The sequence below is a fragment of the Variovorax sp. Soil_C_17 genome (genome assembly GCF_057657265.1).
Genome location: NZ_JBDGIT010000003.1, coordinates 669,999 through 692,272, shown reverse-complemented (window position 1 = coordinate 692,272; position 22,274 = coordinate 669,999). Strand labels below are relative to the sequence as shown.

General features: G+C 69.4%; 20 protein-coding genes. 7 read left to right on the top strand and 13 right to left on the bottom strand.

All coding sequences use genetic code 11. The features are described 5' to 3' along the window. Positions 1–68 precede the first annotated feature (68 nt). The gene (locus AC3A6Y_RS18420) at positions 69–1,235 is read left to right on the top strand and encodes a serine hydrolase (RefSeq protein WP_487869660.1); all 1,167 of its coding nucleotides are present in this window, start codon (positions 69–71) and stop codon (positions 1,233–1,235) included. A 46-nt stretch (positions 1,236–1,281) separates the two neighbouring features. Here AC3A6Y_RS18420 and AC3A6Y_RS18415 read toward each other — a convergent pair whose 3' ends face one another. From AC3A6Y_RS18415 to aat, 3 genes are read right to left on the bottom strand one after another with little or no spacing between them, the layout of a single operon-like run. After that, positions 1,282–2,079: an IclR family transcriptional regulator gene (locus AC3A6Y_RS18415; protein WP_106553990.1), complete on the bottom strand. Its 798-nt coding sequence runs from the start codon at positions 2,077–2,079 to the stop codon at positions 1,282–1,284. Between the two features lie 32 nt (positions 2,080–2,111). Beyond that, entirely contained in the window at positions 2,112–2,861 is a 750-nt protein-coding gene (locus AC3A6Y_RS18410; RefSeq protein WP_487869659.1) for an arginyltransferase, read from the bottom strand. Then, a complete protein-coding gene (gene aat / locus AC3A6Y_RS18405) occupies positions 2,858–3,610 on the bottom strand; it encodes a leucyl/phenylalanyl-tRNA--protein transferase (protein WP_487869658.1) in 753 nt (250 codons plus the stop codon). The genes AC3A6Y_RS18410 and aat overlap by 4 nt, the downstream gene beginning before the upstream one ends. Before the next feature lie 125 nt (positions 3,611–3,735). Here aat and AC3A6Y_RS18400 point away from each other — a divergent pair, with 125 nt between their 5' ends. Further along, a complete protein-coding gene (locus AC3A6Y_RS18400; protein ID WP_487869657.1) occupies positions 3,736–6,069 on the top strand; it encodes a xanthine dehydrogenase family protein molybdopterin-binding subunit in 2,334 nt (777 codons plus the stop codon). A gap of 69 nt (positions 6,070–6,138) precedes the next feature. Here AC3A6Y_RS18400 and pobA read toward each other — a convergent pair whose 3' ends face one another. Further along, positions 6,139–7,320: a 4-hydroxybenzoate 3-monooxygenase gene (pobA, locus tag AC3A6Y_RS18395; RefSeq protein ID WP_487869656.1), complete on the bottom strand. Its 1,182-nt coding sequence runs from the start codon at positions 7,318–7,320 to the stop codon at positions 6,139–6,141. Positions 7,321–7,453: 133 nt separating this feature from the next. Here pobA and AC3A6Y_RS18390 point away from each other — a divergent pair, with 133 nt between their 5' ends. The 5 genes from AC3A6Y_RS18390 (at position 7,454) to AC3A6Y_RS18370 (ending at position 12,259) form a co-directional block, all read left to right on the top strand. Then, a complete protein-coding gene (locus AC3A6Y_RS18390; RefSeq protein WP_487869965.1) occupies positions 7,454–8,224 on the top strand; it encodes an IclR family transcriptional regulator domain-containing protein in 771 nt (256 codons plus the stop codon). Positions 8,225–8,274: 50 nt separating this feature from the next. Beyond that, on the top strand, positions 8,275–8,934 hold the full coding sequence (locus AC3A6Y_RS18385; protein ID WP_487869655.1) for a response regulator: 660 nt from the start codon (positions 8,275–8,277) through the stop codon (positions 8,932–8,934). Beyond that, positions 8,931–10,244: an ATP-binding protein gene (locus AC3A6Y_RS18380; protein ID WP_487869654.1), complete on the top strand. Its 1,314-nt coding sequence runs from the start codon at positions 8,931–8,933 to the stop codon at positions 10,242–10,244. The genes AC3A6Y_RS18385 and AC3A6Y_RS18380 overlap by 4 nt, the downstream gene beginning before the upstream one ends. Positions 10,245–10,314: 70 nt before the next feature. Beyond that, positions 10,315–11,772: a DegQ family serine endoprotease gene (locus AC3A6Y_RS18375; RefSeq protein WP_487869653.1), complete on the top strand. Its 1,458-nt coding sequence runs from the start codon at positions 10,315–10,317 to the stop codon at positions 11,770–11,772. Between the two features lie 142 nt (positions 11,773–11,914). Then, the gene (locus AC3A6Y_RS18370; RefSeq protein WP_487869652.1) at positions 11,915–12,259 is read left to right on the top strand and encodes a hypothetical protein; all 345 of its coding nucleotides are present in this window, start codon (positions 11,915–11,917) and stop codon (positions 12,257–12,259) included. Between the two features lie 21 nt (positions 12,260–12,280). Here the strand turns inward: AC3A6Y_RS18370 and AC3A6Y_RS18365 are convergent, their stop codons facing one another. The 9 genes from AC3A6Y_RS18365 to AC3A6Y_RS18325 form a co-directional block, all read right to left on the bottom strand. Beyond that, the gene (locus AC3A6Y_RS18365) at positions 12,281–13,213 is read right to left on the bottom strand and encodes a carbohydrate kinase family protein (RefSeq protein WP_487869651.1); all 933 of its coding nucleotides are present in this window, start codon (positions 13,211–13,213) and stop codon (positions 12,281–12,283) included. Between the two features lies 1 nt (position 13,214). Beyond that, positions 13,215–14,681: a xylulokinase gene (gene xylB / locus AC3A6Y_RS18360; protein ID WP_487869650.1), complete on the bottom strand. Its 1,467-nt coding sequence runs from the start codon at positions 14,679–14,681 to the stop codon at positions 13,215–13,217. A 16-nt stretch (positions 14,682–14,697) separates the two neighbouring features. Beyond that, positions 14,698–15,636, bottom strand: coding sequence for an AraC family transcriptional regulator (locus AC3A6Y_RS18355; protein ID WP_487869649.1), 939 nt, complete (start codon positions 15,634–15,636; stop codon positions 14,698–14,700). A gap of 21 nt (positions 15,637–15,657) precedes the next feature. Next, positions 15,658–16,446: an L-iditol 2-dehydrogenase gene (locus AC3A6Y_RS18350; protein WP_487869648.1), complete on the bottom strand. Its 789-nt coding sequence runs from the start codon at positions 16,444–16,446 to the stop codon at positions 15,658–15,660. After that, complete coding sequence (gene dalD / locus AC3A6Y_RS18345; RefSeq protein ID WP_487869647.1) at positions 16,443–17,864, bottom strand: D-arabinitol 4-dehydrogenase; 1,422 nt, start codon at positions 17,862–17,864, stop codon at positions 16,443–16,445. The genes AC3A6Y_RS18350 and dalD overlap by 4 nt, the downstream gene beginning before the upstream one ends. Positions 17,865–17,877: 13 nt before the next feature. Beyond that, on the bottom strand, positions 17,878–18,909 hold the full coding sequence (locus AC3A6Y_RS18340; RefSeq protein WP_487869646.1) for an ABC transporter ATP-binding protein: 1,032 nt from the start codon (positions 18,907–18,909) through the stop codon (positions 17,878–17,880). 10 nt (positions 18,910–18,919) lie between these two features. Further along, positions 18,920–19,744, bottom strand: coding sequence for a carbohydrate ABC transporter permease (locus AC3A6Y_RS18335; RefSeq protein WP_487869645.1), 825 nt, complete (start codon positions 19,742–19,744; stop codon positions 18,920–18,922). A 159-nt stretch (positions 19,745–19,903) separates the two neighbouring features. Then, on the bottom strand, positions 19,904–20,734 hold the full coding sequence (locus AC3A6Y_RS18330) for a carbohydrate ABC transporter permease (RefSeq protein WP_487841101.1): 831 nt from the start codon (positions 20,732–20,734) through the stop codon (positions 19,904–19,906). Between the two features lie 134 nt (positions 20,735–20,868). Continuing rightward, entirely contained in the window at positions 20,869–22,179 is a 1,311-nt protein-coding gene (locus tag AC3A6Y_RS18325; RefSeq protein ID WP_487869644.1) for an ABC transporter substrate-binding protein, read from the bottom strand. Positions 22,180–22,274: the final 95 nt, after the last annotated feature.

Sequence of the window (22,274 nt, the reverse complement as noted above, 5' to 3'; positions counted from 1 at the left end):
ACTGATATTGCGTGTCTTTTTTGATTTCGATACACTGCGGTCCTGCTAATCGCCGCTGGAGTTTTTTGATGCCCGATGCCCCTTCCTGCCGAGTGTCCAGCCAGCGGTTCCTTCCCGCTCTTCGCCTCGTCGCCGTTGCGCTTTGCGCCACGGCGTTTTTGTTGCCCGCAGCCCAGGCCGCCAAGAAGGCGCCGGCCGGCAAGAAGGCCGAGGTCGCCAGCGAGAGCAAGAAGCGCAGCACGGCCTCCAAGCGCAGCGCCAGAAGCGAGCAGGCAGACAAGGTGGTGAGCGGCGGGCGCAACGTGGTGGCTTCGATCCGCAAGCGGGGCGGCAAGACGGTCGTGGCGGTGCAGCGGCGCTCCGTGGTGCGCGTGCCCGAGGTCGCGGCGCGTCAGTCCTTCGGCCAGCTCGCCGGCCTGCATGGCACCGAAGATGCGCTGGACCTGAAGTCCAGCGTGGCCCTGGTGATCGATCAGGACACGCGCGAGGTGCTCTTCAGCAAGAACGACAGCGTCGTGCTGCCCATCGCCTCGCTCACCAAGCTCATGACCGGGCTGCTCATCAGCGAAGCCCACCTGCCTTCCGACGAACTGATCACCATCACGCAGGACGACGTCGATACCGAAAAAGGCAGCCGCTCGCGGCTGACCGTCGGCAGTACGCTGCCCCGCGGCGAATTGCTGCACCTGGCGCTGATGTCCAGCGAGAACCGCGCCGCGCATGCCCTCGGCCGCACCTATCCTGGCGGCCTGGCGACCTTCGTGAGCGTCATGAATGCCAAGGCCAAGATGCTCGGCATGAAGGACACGCGCTACGTCGAACCCACCGGCCTTTCGAGCCGCAACCAGTCGAGCGCGCAGGACCTGGCCCTGCTCGTCAACGCCGCCTATGCCGACGCCACCGTGCGCGAGCTTTCGACCTCGCCCGAGTACCAGGTCGAAGTGGGCAACCGCGTGCTGCAGTACAACACCACCAACCGTCTCGTGAAGAGCCCCGACTGGGACATCGGCCTTCAGAAGACCGGCTATATCTCCGAGGCCGGCCAATGTCTGGTCATGCAGGCCCGGATCGCCGGTCGCAAGCTGATCATGGTGTTCCTCGATTCCGCCGGCAAGTTCGGCCGCATCGGCGACGCCGAGCGCGTGCGGCGCTGGGTCGAAGCCAACCCCCACATGATCAACCCTGCAGCGGCGACGCGGCAGCCCTCCCTCGCCGCGGCCCACGTCGCGAGCTGATCTCCCCGATGTCCAGAGCCGGCCGTGGCGCCGGCCCGGCGGCGCCTCAGGCGGCCGGCGGCGCACCGGCGGCGTTGTAGCCGAGCGCGCTGGAGATCTCGTTCGCGGTGGCCTGCAGCTTCGGCAGCCAGCCGTCGTCGAGCCGGTCGGCCGGGGCCGAGATCGACAGGCCTGCCACCAGCTTCCCCTGATCGTCGTAGATGCCGGCGGCCATGCAGCGCACGCCGAGCTCCAGCTCCTCGTTGTCCCGGGCGATGCCGTACTGCCGCGCCTTGGACAGCTCCCGCTCCAGCGCCGGCAACTGCGTGATGCTGTTGCGCGTGTGGCCGGCAAGGCCGGTGCGGGTGGCGTAGCTGCGCACGCGCTGGGGCTCGTCCACCGCCAGGAACAGCTTGCCGGTGGAGGTCAGGTGAAGCGGGGCGCGCCCGCCGATGGCGCGCACCACCTGCATGCCGGAGCGCTCGCTGTAGGCGCGCTCGATGTAGACGATCTCATCCCCCTGGCGCATGCTGAGATTGACCGGCTGCTGCGTGAGCTTGTGCAGCTCGCGCATCGGCACCATCGCGGCGTCGCGCACGTTCAGCCGGCCCTTCACCAGGTTGCCCAGTTCCAGCAGGCGCATGCCCAGCCGGTAGCTGCCGGCTTCAGGCCGATCGACGAAGCGGCCGACCGCCAGGTCGTTCAGGATGCGGTGGGCCGTGGAGGGATGGAGGCCCGTCTTCTCGCTGATCTCCTTCAGCGAGATGGCTTCCTCGCGGGAGGCCAGCACGTCGATCAGCGAGAACATGCGCTCGATCACCTGGATGACAGGCGTGGCCGGAATATCTGATTGGGGTTTTCTCATGGGCAACGCGGTGGGGGGAACCGGTTGCGATTTTACTTGGTGAAATCGGCCGGCGCTCGCCAGTGGCCGCCGACCAGCACTTCATGGGGCGTGAAGCGCGCCTTGTAGTTCATCTTGGCGCTGCCCTTGATCCAGTAGCCCAGATACACGTGCGCCAGGCCCAGCTTGCGCGCCTGTTCGATCTGCCACAGCACGCTGTAGTTGCCGTAGCCGGCGCCCGGCTCGGGCTCGTAGAAGGTGTAGACGGCCGACAGTCCGTCGTTCAGCACGTCGAGGATCGACACCATCTTCAGTGCGCCGGCGCTGCCGTCCGGCCGGGTCTCGCGAAACTCCACCAGCCTCGAGTTGACCCGGCTCTGCAGCAGGAACTGGGTGTACTGGTCGATGCTGTCGTGGTCCATGCCGCCGCCGGCATGGCGGCCGTTCTGGTAGCGCAGGTAGAGCTGGTAGTGCTCGGGCACGAAGCAGAGCTTGAGCACGCGCGCCTGCAGGTCGGCATGGCGCGCCAGGGCGCGCCGCTGGCTGCGGTTGGGCTTGAATGCGTCGGCCAGCACGCGCAGCGGCACGCACGCGCTGCAGCCGTCGCAATGGGGGCGGTAGGTGAACATGCCGCTGCGGCGGAAGCCGCTGAGCACCAGGTCCGAGTAGGCGTCGTTGTGGATCAGGTGGCTGGGCGTCGCGACCTGCGAGCGGGCCTGCCGGTCCGGCAGGTAGCTGCACGGATAGGGCGCCGTCGCGTAGAACTGCAGCGTGTGGAGCGGAAGATCCTTGAGGTGCGTCACGTCGAAAGAGAGGTTCGCGCAGGCAGGAGTTCAGACCAGTATACGGGCTCGAAACGCCACTGCGGCCCCGCCAGATGACGTGCCCTTGCCACGTGTGAGAGAAAGCGCGCGCGCGGCATTTCAGAGGCGCCCAGGCTCGCCAGGTGGCTGGTGTTCTGCTGGCAGTCGATCATCGCGATGCCGTGCCGGCGGCAGAAGCTGACCAGCGCGGCCAGCGCGATTTTGGAGGCGTCGGGCCGGCGCGCGAACATCGATTCGCCGAACACGGCGCGCCCGATCCCCACGCAGTAGAGCCCGCCGGCGAGCTCGCCGTCGATCCAGGTCTCGACGCTGTGGGCGTGTCCGGCCCGGTGCAGGGCCGTATAGGCGCGCACCATCTCGGGCAGGATCCAGGTGCCGGTCTGGCCGATGCGCGGGGCCTGCGAGCAGGCCTGGATCACCGACTCGAAGCCGTGGTCGATGCGGATTTCGAAGCCGGGAGTGGCGAGCAAGCGCTCCAGCGTCTTGCGCAGCGAGCGGTGCAGCCTGAAGCGTTCCACCTGCAGGACCATGCGCGGGTCCGGGCTCCACCAGAGGATCGGCTGGCCCTCGCTGAACCAGGGGAAGATGCCGTGCGCATAGGCCTGCAGCAGGCTCGGAACGTCGAGGCCGCCGCCCGCGGCCAGCAAGCCGGGAACGGGATCGGACTCGCCCCACGCCGATGCGGCGTCGGGCAACGGGTCACCGGGTGCGAGCCAGGGCAGTTGCATGGTCGGAGGTATACACGGCTTCGGCGGGGCGCGATGTCGTCGGAAGCCGAATGCGCGAGATGCCCATATAGTGTCCCTCCCTGAGAAGCTGAGTGGCGGCCAACACAAACGGAAAGAGGACCAAGGTGACAGCAGAAACAACGAATCCCGCGCGCTTCGGCAGCGGCCAGGCCGTCCGGCGGCTCGAGGACGAGAGCCTCCTGGCCGGCGCCGGGCGCTACACCGACGACGTCGTGCTAGCGCATCAGACTCATCTGTACTTCGTGCGTTCCCCTTATCCGCATGCGCGCGTGGCAGCGATCGATGCCGCCGCCGCGGCCGCGATGCCCGGCGTCTTGCGCGTGCTGACCGGCGCCGATCTGCAGCAGGCCGGCGTCAAGCCGATGCCGGGAGCCGTCGCTTTCAAGCGCGCCGACGGCTCCGATTGCGCCTCCCCGCCGCGGCATGTGCTGGCGATCGACACGGTGCGATTCGTCGGCGAGCCGGTGGCCGCGGTGATCGCCGAAACGGCGGCCCAGGCGCGTGACGCGGGCGAGGCGGTGGTGGTCGACTACGAGGAACTCCCGATGGTGGCGGACACGCAGGCCGCCGCCGCGGAGGGCGCGCCGCTGGTCTGGGCCGAAGCCACCGGGAACATCGCCGCCGAAATGCGCCACGGCAGCGCCGAGGCGGCCAGCGAGGCCTTCGCCCGCGCCGACCACGTGGTGGCGCTGGACGTCGTCAACCAGCGCGTGGTTGCACTCACGATCGAGCCGCGCTCCGTGCTCGTCGATGTCGATCCGGCCTCCGGGCGCCTCACGATCCGGATGAGCACCCAGATGCCCTCGGGCGTGCGCAATTCGGTCTGCGAGGCCATCGGCTTGCCGAACGAGCAGGTGCGCGTGGTGGTGGGCGACGTGGGCGGGGGCTTCGGCATGAAGACCGGCGCCTACCCGGAAGACATCGTGGTGGCCTTCGCGGCGCACACGCTGAAACGCCCGGTGAAATGGGTGGCCGACCGCAGCGAGGAATTCCTCTCCACCTCCCACGGGCGCGACATCGAGGCGCGCGCCGAACTCGCGCTGGATGCCAATGGCAAGAGTCTCGCGCTGCGCATCCGCACGCTGGCCAACGTGGGCGCCTACGCCACCGCCACCGGCGTCGTGATCCAGCTGCTGATCGGCCCGTGGGTGCAGACCAGCGTCTACGACATCCAGACCATCGACTTCGATTTCCTGGCGGTGCTCACCAACACCGCGCCGACCGGCGCCTACCGCGGCGCCGGCCGTCCCGAGGCGATCTACACCATCGAGCGGCTGATGGACGAGGCCGCGCGCCAGATCGGCATCGACCGCATCGAGCTGCGCCGGCGCAACTTCATCCAGCCGGCCCAGATGCCCTACACCAACCCGATGCAGCAGACCTACGACACCGGCCGCTTCGAGTCGGTCATGGACCAGGCCCTGGCCCTGGCCGACTGGCAGGGCTTCGACGCGCGGGCCGCCGAGTCGAAGCGGCACGGCCGTCTGCGCGGCCTCGGCATCGCCACCTTCCTCGAGTGGACCGGCGGCAACGTGTTCGAGGAGCGCGTGACCGTCGCGGTGCAGGCCGACGGCGTCATCGAAGTGTTCTCGGCCGTCAACGCCATGGGGCAGGGCATCGCGACCACCCTGGCGCAGCTGGTGGTCGATGCCTTCGGCGTACCGATCGAGAAGGTGCGCATCGTGCTGGGCGACACCGATCGCGGCGACGGCTTCGGCAGCGCCGGCTCGCGCTCCATCTTCACCGGCGGTTCGGCCGTGCGCGTGGGTGCCGAGCGCACCATCGACAAGGCCCGCGCGCTGGCGGCGCAGGAGCTGGAGGTGGCACCGGAGGACGTCCGCTACGAGGCCGGCGCCTTCAAGGTCGCCGGCACCGACCTGGCGCTGGACCTGTTCGCGCTTGCCGGCCGCCAGCCCGAGGGGCAGATCTTCGTCGACTCCACCAGCACCGTCGCCGGGCCGACCTGGCCCAACGGCTGCCACATCTGCGAGGTGGAGATCGATCCGGAGACGGGCGAGATCGGCGTTGCGGCCTATGCGTCGGTCAACGACGTCGGCCGGGTCATCAACCCGATGATCGTGCGCGGCCAGCTCGAGGGCGGTGCCGTGCAGGGCATCGGCCAGGCGCTGTGCGAGCGCGTGGTCTACGACGCCGAAACGGGCCAGCCGCTGACCGGCAGCCTGATGGACTACGCGGCGCCGCGCGCCGACATCATGACCGCGATGTTCAAGACCGAGATGGACCAGAGCACGCCCTGCCTGAACAACCCGCTGGGCGTGAAGGGCGTCGGCGAGCTCGGCACCATCGGCGCCACGCCGGCCGTGGTCAACGCGGTTGCCGACGCCTTCGCGCGCAACGGCATGGCGGGGCTCACGCCGCGCCTGGACATGCCGCTGACGCCCGCGCGCGTCTGGCAGCTCATGCAGCCAGGGCCCTGAGGCCCCCTTCGCTACCCCCCAAGGGGGAGCCTCGGCCGCCCTGGGGCCGCCCGGCGGCGGCCGTGAGGCTCAGAAGTCCTCGAGCGGCAGCCCGACGTAGTTCTCGGCCAGCGAGGTCGATGCCGCGCGCGAGTGCACCAGGTAGTCGAGCTCGGCTTCCTGGATCTTCTGCCCGAACTCGCCGGTGTCCGGAAAGCGGTGCATCAGCGAGGTGAGCCACCACGAGAAGCGCTCGGCCTTCCAGATCCGGCGCAGGCACAGCTCGGAGTAGTGGTCGAGCGCCGATGCGCTGTGCTCGCGGTAGAAGACCTGGAGGGCGCGCGACAGATAGCCGACATCGGCGGTGGCCAGGTTCAGGCCCTTGGCCCCCGTGGGCGGCACGATGTGGGCCGCATCGCCCGCCAGGAGCAGGCGCCCGAAGCGCATCGGCTCGGCCACGAAGCTGCGCAGCGGCGCGATGCTCTTTTCCAGCGAGGGTCCGGTCACCAGATGCTCTCGGGCCTCGGGGTCCAGGCGCAGGCGCAGCTCGTTCCAGAAGGCCTCGTCGCTCCAGTTCTCCACGCGCTCCTCCACCGGCACCTGCACGTAGTAGCGGCTGCGCGTGGGGCTGCGCATGCTGCACAGCGCAAAGCCGCGCGGCGTGTTGGCGTAGATCAGCTCGTGCGACACCGGCGGCACGTCGGCCAGCACGCCGAGCCAGCCGAAGGGGTAGACCTTCTCGTAGGTGTGGATGGCCCCGGCCGGCACGCTGGCGCGGCTCACGCCGTGGTAGCCGTCGCAGCCGGCGATGAAGTCGCATTCGATCTCGTGCGTGGCGCCGTCCTTCTCGTAGCGCACCGTCGGGCGCTCGCCGTCGAAGCCGTGCAGGCTGACTGGCGAGGCGCCGTAGATCGTGGTAAGCCCCTCGGCCTCGCGGGCGTTCATCAGGTCGTGCGTGACCTCGGTCTGGCCGTAGACCGTGACCTGCTTGCCGCCGGTCAGCCCATGCAGATCGATGCGGTGGCGCGCGCCCTTGAACAGCAGCTCGATGCCCTCGTGCGGCAGGCCCTCGGCCTTGGCGCGGGTGTCGACGCCCGCTTGCGCCAGCAGGTCCATCGTGACCTGCTCCAGCACGCCGGCGCGGATGCGGCCCAGCACGTAGGCGCCGGTCTGGCGCTCGACGATGATGTTGTCGATGCCGGCCTTGAACAGCAGTTGTCCGAGCAACAGGCCGGCGGGGCCTGCGCCGATGATGGCGACCTGGGTACGCATGGGGGTGTCTCCTGGAATATTGAGCCAAGCGTAGGGCGAAGCGGCCGCCATGGCATCACCTGCAGACCATCCTCTGTGCGATGATGAGGCCGCCTGCGCGATGATCGCGCAACACCTGAATCCCGCCGCCTCCATGACCATCGCCAAGCCGGACTTCATCGAGGGCATTGCCAAGGGAATGGCCGTGCTCGAGAGCTTCGACACCGAGCGCCAGCGCCTCAATGCCACTCTGGCGGCCGAGCGTGCCGGCCTGACGCGTGCCGCCGCGCGGCGCCACCTGCTCACGCTCGCCCACCTCGGCTACCTCGAGACCGACGGCAGCTACTTCTGGATGTCGCCGAAGGTGCTGCGCTTCTCCGGCAGCTACCTGGCTTCCTCGCGGCTGCCGCGCGCCCTGCAGCCCACGCTGAACCGGCTCGCGGCGCAGACAGGGGAGTCCTTCTCGGCCGTGGTGCTCGACGGCGAGGCGGTGGTGATCATCGCGCGCAGCGGGGCCTACGTCACGCCGACCCGCGTGCTGGCCTACGGCCTGCACCTCGGCGCGCGCCTGCCCGCGCACGCGACCTCGACCGGCTGCGTCATGCTGGCGTCCATGAGCACGGCGCAGCTCGCGCATTGGCTCAAGGGCCGCGTGCTGCCGCGCATCACGCCGCACACCATCACGCAGGCACGCGTGCTGCGCCAGCGCATCGCCCAGGTCCGCAAGGACGACTTCTGCTTCGCCAGCGAGGAGCACGAGCTGGGGGTGCAGGCACTGGCGGTGCCGCTGCGCGACATGCAGGGGCACACCGTGGCTGCGCTCAACGTGGTGCTGTCCGGCGGCCGCTACCCGGAGGAAGCCCTGCGCCGCGACATGCTGCCGCTGCTGTTCGAGGCGGCGCGCGAGCTGCGCTCGCTGCTCTGAACTTCGCCCGGGCTACGATCTCGAACGATCCTTTGCCGGATGATTCCACCATGCGACTGCTGCTGCTCGAAGACGACGTGATGATCGGCGAGGCCGTGCTGGACCTGCTGCGGGCCGAGAACTACGCGGTCGACTGGGTCAAGGACGGCGAGGCTGCCGACACCGCGCTGCGCACCCAGCAGTACGACCTGGTCCTGCTCGACCTCGGCGTGCCGCGCCGCGACGGCCTCGACGTGCTGCGGGCCCTGCGTGCGCGCAAGCAGCGCATGCCGGTGCTGATCGCGACCGCGCGCGACTCCGTTCAGCAGCGCATCGAGGGCCTGGATGCCGGCGCCGACGACTACGTGCTCAAGCCCTACGACCTCGACGAGCTGCTGGCGCGCATCCGCGCCTTGCTGCGCCGTGCCTCCGGCCGCGCCGAGCCGGTCTACGAACACATGGGCGTGAGCATCCACCCGACGACCCGCGAGGTCACGGTCAACGGCCAGCCGGTGGTGCTGTCGGCGCGCGAATGGGCGGTGCTCGAGCCGCTCATCGCGCGGCCCGGCATGGTGCTCTCGCGCGCGCAGCTCGAGGAAAAGCTCTACGGCTGGAAAGACGAGATCAGCAGCAACGCCGTCGAGGTCTACGTGCACGGGCTGCGCAAGAAGCTCGGCGCGGACTTGATCCGCAATGTCCGGGGGGTGGGGTACATGGTGCCCAGGGAATGAAGTCTCTACGTGCCCGGCTCCTCTGGTTTCTGCTCGCGGCTATCGTGCTCGCCGCCGGCTCCCAGGCCTTCGTCGCCTACCGCACGGTGCTGAACGAAGCCGACCAGATCTTCGACTACCACATGCAGCAGATGGCGCTCTCGCTGCGCGCCGGCCTGCCGCCCAGCGCAGCCGTCAGCGGGCTCGGCGACGGCGACGAGAACTTCGAGTTCGTGGTGCAGGTATGGACGATCGACGGCCAGCGCATCTTCGAATCGGCCGCGCAGGCCGCCTTGCCGCAGCGCGCGGTGCTGGGCTTTTCGAACGTCCGGGCGCGCGGCACCACCTACCGCGTGTTCTCGCTGCAAAGCCGCACGCTGGTGATCCAGGTGGCGCAGGACATGGCGGCACGCCGCCACATGGCCGGCACGCTGGCGCTGCGCACCGTCGGGCCGATCGCGCTGGCCGCGCCGCTCCTGATGCTGGTGGTGTGGTGGGTGGTGAGCCGATCGCTGGCTCCGGTGGCGCGGGTGCGCGGCCAGGTCGCTGCGCGGCAGGCCGACGACCTGTCGCCGGTGAGCGAGAGCGGCCTGCCCGAGGAGGTGCGCCCGCTGGTGCACGAGCTCAACCTGCTGTTCGAGCGCGTGCGCCACGCCTTCGAGGCGCAGAAGCACTTCGTGGCCGATGCCGCGCACGAGCTGCGCTCGCCGCTCGCCGCGCTCAAGCTGCAGGTGCAGAGCCTGAAGCGCGCGCCCGACGAGGCCACGCGCGAGCTGGCCGTCAACCGCCTGGCCGCGGGCATCGAACGCGCGACGCGGCTGGTCGAGCAGATGCTGGCGCTGGCGCGGCAAGAGGCCAGCGCCGGCGTCCAGATGCCGCCCGAGCCGGTGGAACTGCAGGAGGTCGCGCGGCTCGCACTCTCCGATGCCATCGCGGCGGCGCAGGCGCGGCGCATCGACATCGGCATCGCCGGCGCCGATGCGTCTCGGGTGCGCGGCCGACCGGAGGCCCTGCGCACCCTGCTGCGCAACCTGCTCGACAACGCCGTCAAGTACACGCCCGAAGGCGGTCGCGTCGACATCCGGATCGCGCAGCAGGCGGGCGGGGCCGAACTGGCCGTGGAAGACAGCGGCCCGGGCCTGCCGCCCGAGGAGCGCGAGCGCGTGCTCGACCGCTTCTATCGCTCGGGCGAGTCGCAGGCGCCGGGCAGCGGCCTGGGGCTGGCCATCGTGAAGTCCATCGCCGACCAGCATGGCGCGACGCTGGACATCGGACGCTCGGAGAGCCTGGGCGGCCTGCGGGTGAGGCTGCGCTTCCCTTCCATCGTTTAAGGCGGGCCTAAGCGAACGCATCGACATTCCCTTCATCGTGTTTTCCACCGACACCTCGAAAGGAATTTCCATGAATGTCCGTCTGAACTCGCCCCGTGCCCTCGCCGCTGCCCTGGTGGGCGCCGGGGTGATCGGCGCCGTCGGCGCGGGCGCCTACACCAGTGCCACTGCCGTGGGCACGCCGGCCGCGGCGCCTGCCGCGGCGGCGCCGCTGGTCACCATGCCCGACTTCTCGACCATCACCTCGCGCGACGGTCCGGCCGTGGTCAACATCAGCGTGACCGGCACCACCAAGACCTCGATGGGGGGCATGGCCGGCATCGATCCGGACGATCCGATGTTCGAGTTCTTCCGCCGCTTCGGAGGCCAGTTCGGCCAGCGCGGCCCGCAGCGCGACGTGCCTGTGCGCGGCCAGGGCTCGGGTTTCATCGTGAGCCCCGACGGCATCATCTTGACCAACGCCCACGTGGTGAAGGATGCCAACGAGGTCACCGTCAAGCTTACCGACCGCCGCGAATTCCGCGCCAAGGTGCTGGGCTCGGACGCCAAGACCGACATCGCCGTTCTCAAGATCGACGCCAGGAACCTGCCGACGCTGACGCTGGGCAACACCAAGGACCTCAAGGTCGGCGAATGGGTGCTCGCCATCGGCTCGCCCTTCGGCTTCGAGAACACGGTGACCGCCGGCGTGGTGAGCGCCAAGGGCCGCTCGCTGCCCGACGACAGCTATGTGCCCTTCATCCAGACCGACGTGGCGGTGAACCCCGGCAATTCTGGCGGGCCGCTCCTGAATACGCGCGGCGAGGTGGTGGGCATCAACTCGCAGATCTACAGCCGCAGCGGCGGCTACCAAGGCGTGTCCTTCGCGATCCCGATCGACGTCGCAGTCCAGGTGAAGGACCAGATCGTCGCCACCGGCAAGGCCAGCCATGCGCGGCTGGGCGTGGCGGTGCAGGAGGTCAACCAGGCCTTTGCCGATTCCTTCAAGCTCGACAAGCCCGAAGGTGCGCTGGTGTCGAACGTGGAGAAGGGCGGCCCGGCCGACCAGGCCGGGTTGCGCTCGGGCGACGTGATCCGCAAGGTCGACGGCGCGCCCATCGTCGCCTCGGGCGACCTGCCGGCGCTCATCGGCCAGAAGAAGCCCGGCAGCCGCATCACGCTGGACGTGTGGCGCCAGGGCGAGCGCCACGAGATCAGCGCCCGGCTCGGCGATGCGAGCGAGAAGATCGCCACCGTGGCCAGCAGTGACGCCGGCGCGGGCCACGGCAAGCTCGGCCTCGCGCTGCGCCCCTTGCAGCCGCAGGAGCGGCGCGAGGCCCATGTGGACGCCGGCCTGCTGATCGAGGATGCAGGCGGCCCGGCGGCCCTGGCCGGCGTCCAGGCCGGCGACGTGCTGCTGGCCATCAACGGCACGCCCGCCAGGAGCGTGGAGCAGGTGCGCGAGGTGGCGGCGAAGGCCGACAAGTCGGTCGCGCTCCTCATCCAGCGCGACGGCGACCGGATCTTCGTGCCGGTTCGCCTGGGCTGAAAAGCGGGCGCCGCGCAACTGCGGCGCCCTTCACGCTATGGCCACCCGGCCTACCTCCGCTGGAGGAGGCATCGTGCAAAAGTGCCTTGGCCGATATTCAACGGGCTGTAACAATTCGCGACATCAAACAAGAGGATTCCCTATGCCGCTACGTGATCTTGCCCTGACGGTTCTCGAACTCGAACCCCATGAATTTCATTGGGTGTTGATGGAAGCGGTGCAGGCGGATTCCGACGAGTGCCTGGTCTACCGGCCGGTGGATTCCTCGACCCGGGGCGTCCCCGATTATTCCGAGGCGCTGATCCAGGGCGCATCGGCATTGCGCGTGGTGCAGGGCCTGGCGCCCTTCGGCAAGCCTCCGAAACCGGTGGGTATCGGCGAGGGGGAGGCGCCGCCGGTCACGCGAAGCGCTGCCCTGCGCGACACGCAGGAGCCAGGGTCGGACGAGGACTCCTGCCTGTTCACCACCGATCACTCGATCCTGTAGGCGGCCTGCGCCGCAGCGCGGTCAGCCGGCCGGCAGTTCGCGGCGGCGTGGCATGTCGGCGCCGCGCCGCGAGCAGGTGATCGCGGCGGCGTGGGCGGCGAAGCGCAGCAGGGCCGAAAGGCGCAGCGCATCGAGCGCCTCGAGGCCCCGGAGGTTCAGTGCCTGCTGTTCGTCCAGCCAGGTGAGGAGCGCGGCCTGGAAGGTGTCGCCCGCACCCACCGCGTCCACCACCTCGACCGGGACTGCGGCCTCGGTGGCGTGGGCGCCCGGCGTCCACGCCTCGCTGCCCCGCGCGCCGCGCGTGAGCACCACCAGGCGCGCGCCGCGCGAGAGCCAGCGCCGGGCCACCTCGGCAGCGGCCGTTTCCGGGTACAGCAGACCCAGGTCCTCGTCGCTCACCTTCACGATGTGCGAGAGCGCCGCCATGGCTTCGACCGTGGTGCGCCAGCGCGCGAGATCGGGCTCGACGTTGAGCCGCACGTTGGGGTCGTAGGCCACCAGGCAGCGGCCGCGCTCGCGTGCGGCCAGCGCACGCAGGGCGCTCCCGACCGGCTCCACCAGCAGCGCATAGGAACCGAACTGGAGCACGCGGACCTCCGGCGGCAACGCGGGCAGGCTGGCTTCGTCGATCTGCCGGTCTGCCGCGCCGTGGCCGTAGAAGGCGTAGTGCGGCACGCCGGCCGCGTCGACGCTCACCACGCTCAGGGTGCTCGGCGCATCGCTGCGCAGCACCAGCCGCGTGTCGACGCCTTCCGCGGCCAGCGCCTGCATCAGCCGTTCGCCCGCCGCGTCGCGCGAGAGGCCGGTGAGCAGCGCCGAGCGGCGTCCCAGCCGCGCCAGCCCCACCGCCACATTGAAGGGCGAGCCGCCGATGCGCGCGTCCAGGTGCAGGCCGGTGGGCGTCGTCCCCAGCGCGTACACATCCATCAGGGCTTCGCCGCAGACCACGAACATGTCATTCACCTCGTGGCGCAAAGAGCGGGCGAAGCGCGGCGTAAAGCGCCTTGAAGCGTGCATGCCGGGCGCGAAGCGGCTCGGCCGGGGAGCCGTCCGGCGCGAAGCGCTGCCGCAGCCCGGGGCGGCGGCAGACCTCGGCCAGGGCACCGCCGTCCGACAACCAGGCGAGCCGCGCCGCGCCCAGCGCCCCGCCGGCCTCGCTGCCTTCGCAGATCGCCAGCGGCGTCTCGAGCACGTCGGCCAGCAGCTGCGCCCACCACGTGCTGCGTGCGCCGCCGCCGACCAGCACCAGGTCGCCGGCCGGCCGGGCGAGCGTGTCGAGGCCATCGCGCAGCCCGAAGCTCACGCCTTCGACCACCGCGAAGGCGATGTCGGCCGGCCCGTGCGCATGCGTGAGGCCGAACAGCACGCCCTGGGCGTCGGCATCGTTGTGCGGCGAGCGCTCGCCCGACAGGTAGGGCAGGAACAGCGGCGCGTGCTGCCGCGCCTCGTCCCCGAGCGAGGCGGCTGCGGCCAGCAGCGCCGCCTCGTTGCCGAGGCCGAAGCTGCGCGCGGCCCAGCTCACCGCACTGGAGGCCGACAGCATCACCGACATCTGATGCCAGCGGCCCGGCAGCGCATGGCAGAAGGCATGCACTGCCGCCTCGGGGCGGGGCTCGAAACGTTCGCCGCCGATGAAGATCACGCCGGAGGTGCCCAGGGAGACGAAGCCCTGTCCTGCTTCCACCAGCCCCATGCCCACGGCGCTGGCGGCGTTGTCGCCGCCGCCGCCGGCGATGCTCACGCCGGCCTCCATGCCCCAGCGCTGCGCCAGCTCCGGCTTGAGCCGGCCGGCGGGCGCGCTGCCTTCCACCAGCCGCGGCATCTGCGCGCGCGACAGGCCGCAGGCGGCCAGCAGTTCGTCGGACCAGTCGCGCGCCCCCACGTCCAGCCACAGCGTGCCCGAGGCATCCGACATGTCGCTCGCGAACTCGCCGCTCAACATGAAGCGCAACCAGTCCTTGGGCAGCAGCACATGCGCGATCTGCGCGAACAGCTCGGGCTCGTGTTCGCGCATCCACAGCAGCTTGGGCGCGGTGAAGCCCGGCATCGCCAGGTTGCCGGCGATCTCGCCCAGCCGCGGCAGGCGCGCGGCGAGGGTGCGGCACTGGGCCGCGCTGCGGCCGTCGTTCCAGAGAATGGCGGGACGCAGCACCCGGTCCTGCGCATCCATGGCCACGGCGCCGTGCATCTGGCCCGAGAGCCCGATGGCGCGCACGTCCGAGAGCGCCGGAGCGTGCGTGCGACGCAACCGGGCCATGACGGCTTCCAGCGCCTCCCACCATTGCGAGGGTGCCTGCTGCGACCACAGCGGCGCCGGCCGCTCGACCGCGAGCGGCGCGCGGGCCAGCGCGACGATGCGGTGGTCCGGCGCGAGCAGCAGTGCCTTCAGTTCCGAGGTGCCGAGATCGAGTCCGAGGTACACGGGCGTTCGCCTTTCCTCAGCCGCCGCTGCCGAAGCGGTGGTCGCTCTGGCGCCGGAACTCGGTCGGCGTCATGCCCTTGATCTCCAGGAAACGGCGGTTGAAGTTGGCGACGTTGTTGAAGCCGACCTGGTAGCAGATGTCCGTCACGTAGTGATCGGTCTGCATCAGCAGATGGCAGGCGCTGTTGATGCGCACGCGGTTCACGAAGTCGGTGAAGCTGTTGCCGGTCGAGCGCTTGAAGAAGCGGCTGAAGCGGCTCTCGCTCATGCCCAGCTCGGTGGCGATGTCGGCCATGACGATCGGCTCGGCCAGGTTGGAGGTGATGCGGTCGACGATGACGTTGATCTGGTCCACGCCGGCCTCGCCTTCCACGCCCTGCATCTGCACGTTCGAGAGCAGCCGGTAGTCGGTCCACTGCGCGAGGTCGGCCAGGTACTCGCAGAAGAGCGCGAAGCGGCGCAGCCCGCGCGCGCCCTTGACCGCATCCCAGTGCGCCAGCGCGCGTTCCGCGAGGCCGAAGAACTCGATGCCGTGGCGGGAGCGCTCGAGCAGCTGCATCACCTCGCGCAGTTCCGGGATCTCCTCCGCCGCCCGCTCGAGCGGGTCGTGCCTGAACTGGATCACGCGGTCGCGCCCGGCCGCGCCGCCCTCGGGCACATCGAGCGAGATCCAGTTGTGCGGCAGGCGCGGGCCGCACAGCACCAGGTGGCCGGGCTGGAAGGGGCCGATCCAGTCGCCGATGAAGGCTTTGCCGGAGGTCTCGGTGATCAGGTGCAGCTCGTACTCGTCGTGGAAGTGCCAGCGAACGAGCGGGCTGGGGAAGCCGTGCGCCAGGCAGCGCACCAGGCCGGTTTCCTCGGGCGCCTCGTAGCCGAGCGAGGGCGAGCGCGTGATGTCGCGCTCCAGCTCGGGCTCGCGGTGGCGGGGCAGGTGGCGTTGGCGCGCCGATGTCATGGCCGGTTCCTTCACGCCTTGTCAGCTCATGACGTTACCACCGTCGACATTGAGCGTCTGCGCCGTGATGTAGCGGGCCTCGTCGCTCGCGAGAAAGACGGCGGCGCCGGCGATCTCGTCCGGCGTGCCCATGCGGCCCAGCGGCACCTCGAGTCCGACCCGGCGCTTCTTCTCGCCGGCCGGAAGGCCTTCGTAGCGGGCGAACAGCGCATCGACATGCGCCCACATCGGCGTGTCGACCACCCCCGGCGCGATGGCATTGACGCGGATGCCCTGCGGCGCCATCGCCAGCGCCGCGCTTTGCGTATAGCTGATGACGGCGGCCTTGGTCGCGCAGTAGTGCGACACCAGCGCCTCGCCGCGGCGGCCGGCCTGCGAGGCCATGTTGATGACCGAGCAGCCCGCCTCGCCGTGGGCCACCATGTGCTGCAGCACGCGCTGCATGACGAAGAACAGGGCCTTCACGTTGACCGCGAAGAGGCGATCGAAGGAGGCCTCGTCGCTCTCCAGCAACGGTGCCATGTCGAACACCGCGGCGTTGTTGACGAGCGTATGGATCGGTCCGGCTGCGGCCTGGGCCGCTTCGAGCAGGTGCGCGACGGCGGCGGCGTCGGTCACGTCGCCCGGCAGGTAGGCCACGCGGCCGGGATGGCTGCGCTGCAGCAGCGACACGCCGTCCGAGGGTGCGGGCGCGCGATCGACCAGCGTGCAGCGCGCGCCCTGTTGCAGACAGGCTTCGGCGATGGCGAGTCCGATCCCGCCGCCGGCACCGGTCACGAGCACATGGCGTTGTGCGAGACGGCTGCTCATGAACTTCTCTCCTCGATGAAGGCGCGCACGCGCGCCGATGCCGTGCGCACCGCTTCGATCAGGCGCAGATCGCCTGCGATGTCGCCCCAGAGACCCGCGTCGCTGCACAGCGCCTCGATAGGGTCGGGCGCCTCGCAGATCGCATGCGCGCCCGCCTCGTCCATGCCCTGGTCCTGGTAGACGTAGGGCAGGGTGCCGGCATGCCAGCGACGCAGGAAGAACAGGAAGAGGGCGGGCAGCACCGCCACGCCGGCGATGCCTTCGCCGCGCGCCAGGCGCTCGCGCACGGTGGGCGCGATGAAGCCCGGAATCTTCGAGAAGCCGTCCATCGCCACGCGCTGGTTGGTGTCGCGGATCGCGGGATTGCCGAAGCGCTCCAGCACCACGTCGCGGTAGGCCGGCAGGTCCACCGGGCTCGGGCGGCCGGGCGCATCCAGGCAGGGAATCACGTCCTCGGTCACGTAGTCGAAGGCCATCTGCCGGATCGCCGGCGTGTGCGTGCCCTCGTGGATGTACTGCAGGCCGGCCAGCGTGCCGGCCCAGGCGATGCAGCTGTGGCTGGCGTTGAGGATGCGGATCTTCGCCTCCTCGTAGGGCGCCACCGAATCGACCAGCTCCACGCCGACGCGGGCCCAGTCCGGGCGGCCGTGGATGAAGTCGTCCTCGATCACCCACTGGGTGAAGCGCTCGGCCGTGACCGGTGCGGCATCGTCCCAGCCGGTCGCCTCGCGCACGCGCCGGCGCAGCTCGGGCGGCGGGCGCGGCGTGATGCGGTCGACCATCGCGTTCGGGCAGGTGGTGTTCTCGCGCACCCAGGCCGCCAGCGCGGGCAGGCCGGCCTGCTCGATGAATTCGAGCAGGCCACGCCGGAAGCGCTCGCCGTTGTGGCGCAGGTTGTCGCAGTTGAGCAGCGTCACCGCGCCGGCATCGGCGGCAGCGCTGCGGGCGCGCAGGATGGCGCAGACCGCGCCGTAGATGGTCTGGCCGGCCTCGCCGCGCCGGGCGCGCGCGAGGTCCTCGGCCAGCTCGGCGGCGCCCGTGTCGAGGCGGTCCTGCGGGTCGAGGTAGTAGCCGGCCTCGGTCACGGTGAAGGACACGATGCGCGTGCGCGGGTCGGCCCCGCGGGCGACCGCCGCCGCCAGCGACGGCTCCCAGGGCAGCACCTCGCGGATGGCGCCGATGCGCTGGTAGCGGTAGTCGCCGGCCGGCGAGACGGTTTCGACCGTGTAGCAGCCGTCCTGCGCCCGCAGGGTGGCCAGCAGCTCGGCCATGTCGGGCCGCAGGTTGGCGCCCGAGAGCGACCAGCGCGCGTCGCCGGCCTCGATCAGCTGCTGCAGGTAGACCGCCTGGTGGGCGCGATGGAAGGAGCCGAGTCCGAGATGCAGGATCACGAACTCCGAGAGGAGCGGAACGGACATGGGGCGGAGCGATTCAGGCGGCGACGGCACGGCCTTCCCGGTTGAAGAAATGCAGCACGGAAGGGTCGAGCTCGACGCTCACCGGGTCGCCCGGGTGCAGCGGCGTGCGCTCGTTCTGGCGCGCCACCAGCGGCACGCCGCCCACGTCCACGTGGATCAGCGTGTCGGCGCCGAGCGCCTCGATCAGCTCGACCCGCGCCGGCGCGCCCTGCGCGCTGCCCGGATGCACGCGCAGGCCCTCGGGCCGCACGCCCAGGAAGCCGTCGGTGGGCAGGCGGCCATCGACCTGTGCCGTGAAGCTCGGGATCGCGCGCGCCTGCACCATGTTCATCGAAGGCATGCCGATGAACTGGGCCACGAACTGGTTGGCGGGCCGGTCGTAGAGCTCCATCGGCGTGCCGACCTGCTCGATCAGGCCGTCGCGCAGCACCACCACGCGGTCGGCCAGCGTCATGGCCTCGACCTGGTCGTGCGTCACGTAGATGCTGGTGGCGCCGAGCGCGCGGTGCAGCTTGCTGATCTCCACGCGCGTGTTGCCGCGCAGCGCCGCGTCCAGGTTGGACAGCGGCTCGTCGAAGAGGAAGACCTTGGGTGCGCGCACGATGGCGCGGCCGATCGCCACGCGCTGCCGCTGCCCGCCCGAGAGCTCCTTCGGCGTGCGCTGCAGGTACTGCGTGAGGTTCAGGGTCTTGGCCGCATGGTCGACCTTGGTCTTGATCACGTCCTTGGGCACCTTCGCCAGCTTGAGCGCGAAGGACATGTTGTCGAACACGCTCATGTGCGGGTAGAGCGCATAGCTCTGGAACACCATCGCCAGGTCGCGCTTGCCCGAAGGCGTGCGCGTGATGTCCCTGCCGTCCAGCGAGAGCGTCCCGCTGGTGATGGGCTCGAGCCCGGCGATCAGGCGCAGCAGCGTCGACTTGCCGCAGCCCGAGGGACCGACGAAGACGATGAACTCGCCCTTTTCGATCTGCAGGTCCACGCCCTTGATGACGTGGGTGTCGCCGAAGCTTTTCTTGATGTTGTCGAGTTGGAGGTAGGCCATGGGAAGTCCTTTACTTGACGGCACCGAAGGTGAGGCCCTGCACGAGCTGCTTCTGGCTGAACCAGCCGAACACCACGATCGGCGCGATGGCCAGGAGCGAAGCGGCCGAGAGCTTGGCCCAGAACAGGCCTTCGGGGCTGGAGTAGGAAGCGATCAGCACTGCCAGCGTGCCCGCCTTGGCCGAGCTGAGGTTGAGTGCCCAGAAGGCCTCGTTCCAGCTCAGCACCAGGCACAGGAGGCCGGTGGAGGCGAGTCCGCCGACCGACAGCGGCATGACGACGTTGCGGAACTCCGTCCACAGGTTGGCACCGTCCATGCGCGCGGCTTCGAGGATTTCCGCGGGGATGTCCTTGAAGCTGGTGTAGAGCATCCACACCATGATCGGCAGGTTCGACAGCGTGAAGACGATGACGAGCGCGGTGCGCGAGTCCAGCAGGCCGGCGGTCTGCGCGAGCACGTAGATCGGCACCAGCGCGCCCACGGCCGGCATCATCTTGGTGGAGAGCATCCACATCAGGATGTCGCGCGTGCGCTTGGTGCGGAAGAAGGCAAACGAATAGGCGGCCGGCGCCGCGATCAGCAGGCCCAGGATGGTGGAGCCGATGCTGGTGATCAGCGAGTTCTTTGCGAACAGCAGGTAGTCGCTGCGGCGCTGCACCTCGGAGAAGTTGTCCAGCGTGGGCTCGAAGACGAAGAGCGGCGGCACGTGGATCGCCTGCAGCTCGGTCTTGAAGGAGGTCAGCACCAGCCAGCCCAGCGGAAAGAAGAGCAGCAGCGAGATGGCCCAGGCACCGGCGGTGCGCAGGACGAGGGGGACGACGCTGTCATTTTGCATATGAACTCCACTGCGCTTTGCGCGACGCGCCGCGCACGAAAGGACGCACGCCAGTCGGGGAACACCGCGGAACCGGCTTTGCCGGGCCGCTGGTGTTGCCCCCGGTGAGGGGGTTGGCGGACCACACGAAGTGGGGGAGCCTGGGGGAGAGCGTCATTTTTAGTCCAAGCTCTTGCCGATGATGCGGATCAGGAAGGCCGCCACGATGTTGGCCAGGATCACCGCGAAGAGCGCGCCGGCCGACGCCACGCCCACGTCGAAGTTCATCAGCGACTGCTTGAAAATCATGTAGGTGAGGTTGGTGCTCTCGTTGCCCGGCCCGCCGTTGGTCGTGACCGCGATCTCGGCGAAGACCGAGAGCAGAAAGATCATCTCGATCATGATCACCACCGCCATCGGCCGCGCAAGGTGCGGGATGGTGAGATAGCCGAAGCGCTGCACCGCGCTCGCGCCGTCCATGCGCGCGGCCTCCATCTGCTCGCGGTCCAGCGACTGCAGCGAGGTGATGAAGATCAGGCAGGCGAAGGGCAGCCACTGCCAGGCCACCATGATGATCACGGAGAGCAGCGGCACGTCGGTCAGCCAGTCCACCGGCTCGGCACCGAAGAAGCGCCAGAGGTCCGCGAGCACGCCGTAGATCGGGTTCATCATCATGTGCTTCCACAGCAGCGCGTTGACCGTGGGCATGACGAAGAAGGGCGAGATCAGCAGCACGCGCACGATGCCGCGCCCGGGGAAGGGCTCGTTGACCAGCAGCGCCAGCAGCACGCCCAGCACCACGGTCGACACGATCACGCTGCCGATCAGGAGCAGGGTGTTCCACACCGCGGGCCAGAAGTCCGGGTCGGTGATGAAGTACTCGAAGTTCTCGAAGCGGGCGAAGGGATGGTCGCCCGGCTGCATGAGGTTGTAGTTGACGAACGAAAAATAGATCGTCATCGCCAACGGCACGATCATCCAGAGGAAGAGCGTGAGCACCGCCGGCGCCATCAGCAGCCGGGGCAGGAGTCGTTCGCTGGCGGTCTTCTTGTTCTTCTTCCCGCTCTGGGAGAAGCCGGGGAGCGGGGCGGAAGTGTCCGCGCCCGGCACCCGGCCCTCCCCGGCGGGGGAGGGCGTGAGGGTGCTCACTTGTAGTACCCGGCTTTCTTCATTTCGCGCTCGGCCGCCGTCTGCGAGGTCTTGAGCGCCTGGTCGACCGTGGTCTTGCCCGAGAGGGCTGCGCTCATCTGCTGGCCGACCGCGACGCCGATGGCCTGGAACTCGGGGATGGCGGCGTACTGCACGCCGACGTAGGGCGACTTGGGCAGCGTGCTGTCGTTCGGGTTGGCGGTGTCGATCGCCTTCTTCTCGGCTTCCGCGAAGCGTGCCGCCTTCATGAACTCGGGCGTGGCATAGGTCGACTTGCGGGTGCCGGTCGGCACGGCGCCCCAGCCATGTTCCTTGGCGACCAGCTTGATGTAGTCCTTGGAGGTCGCCCACTTGATGAAGGTCTGCGCCGCGTCCACCTTCTGCGAACCGGCGGGGACCGCCAGCGCCCAGGCCCATAGCCAGTTGGCGCCCTTCGGCGTGACGGCGGTGGGCGCCTGCGCGAAGGCCACCTTGTCGGCCACCTTCGACTGCTTGGGATCGCTCACGAAGGAGGCCGCGATGGTCGCATCCACCCACATGGCGCACTTGCCTTCGTTGAACAGGGCGAGGTTCTCGTTGAAGCTGTTGGCCGAGGCGCCCGGCGGGCCGTAGGCCTTCATGAGGTCGACGTAGAAGGTGATCGCGTCCTTCCAGGGCTTGGAGTCGATCTGCGGCTTCCAGCTCATGTCGAACCACTGGCCGCCGTTGGTGTTGACCATGGTGGTGAGCAGGGCCATGTTGTCGCCCCAGCCCGGCTTGCCGCGCAGGCACATGCCGTAGACGCCGCCCTTGGGGTCGTGCACCTTGCCCGCGAGCTCCTTCACCTGGGCCCAGGTCGGCTGGTCGGGCATCTTGAAGCCCACCTTGTCGGCGAGGTCCTTGCGGTACATCAGCATCGAGCTCTCGCCGTAGAAGGGCGCGGCGTAGAGCTTGCCGTCGGCCGACAGGCCGGTGCGCATCGCCGGCAGGAGGTCGTCGACGTCGTAGGCGGCGTCGGTGGCGATGGGGTTGAGCCAACCCTTCTTGGCCCAGATCGGCGTCTCGTACATGCCGATGGTCATCACGTCGAACTGGCCGCCCTTGGTGGCGATGTCGGTGGTGACGCGCTGGCGCAGCGTGCCTTCCTCGAGGGTGACCCACTTGAGCTTGATGTCGGGGTGCGCCTTTTCGAAAGCCGGCGTGAGCTTCTGCATCTCGATCATGTGCCCGTTGTTCACCGTGGCAATGACCAGGTCGGTCGCGGCATGGGCGGCCAGGCCTGCGGCTGTGAGCGCGAGCACCAGTCCCGCCTTCAGAAAACGCTTCATCTCGATGTCTCCTTGTGGTTGGCGACGAGGCAGTCGCTTCAACCGATTTTGGAGACCTCGGCTTGCGGAATTGGTACGCGAAATGCCGGTTTCTA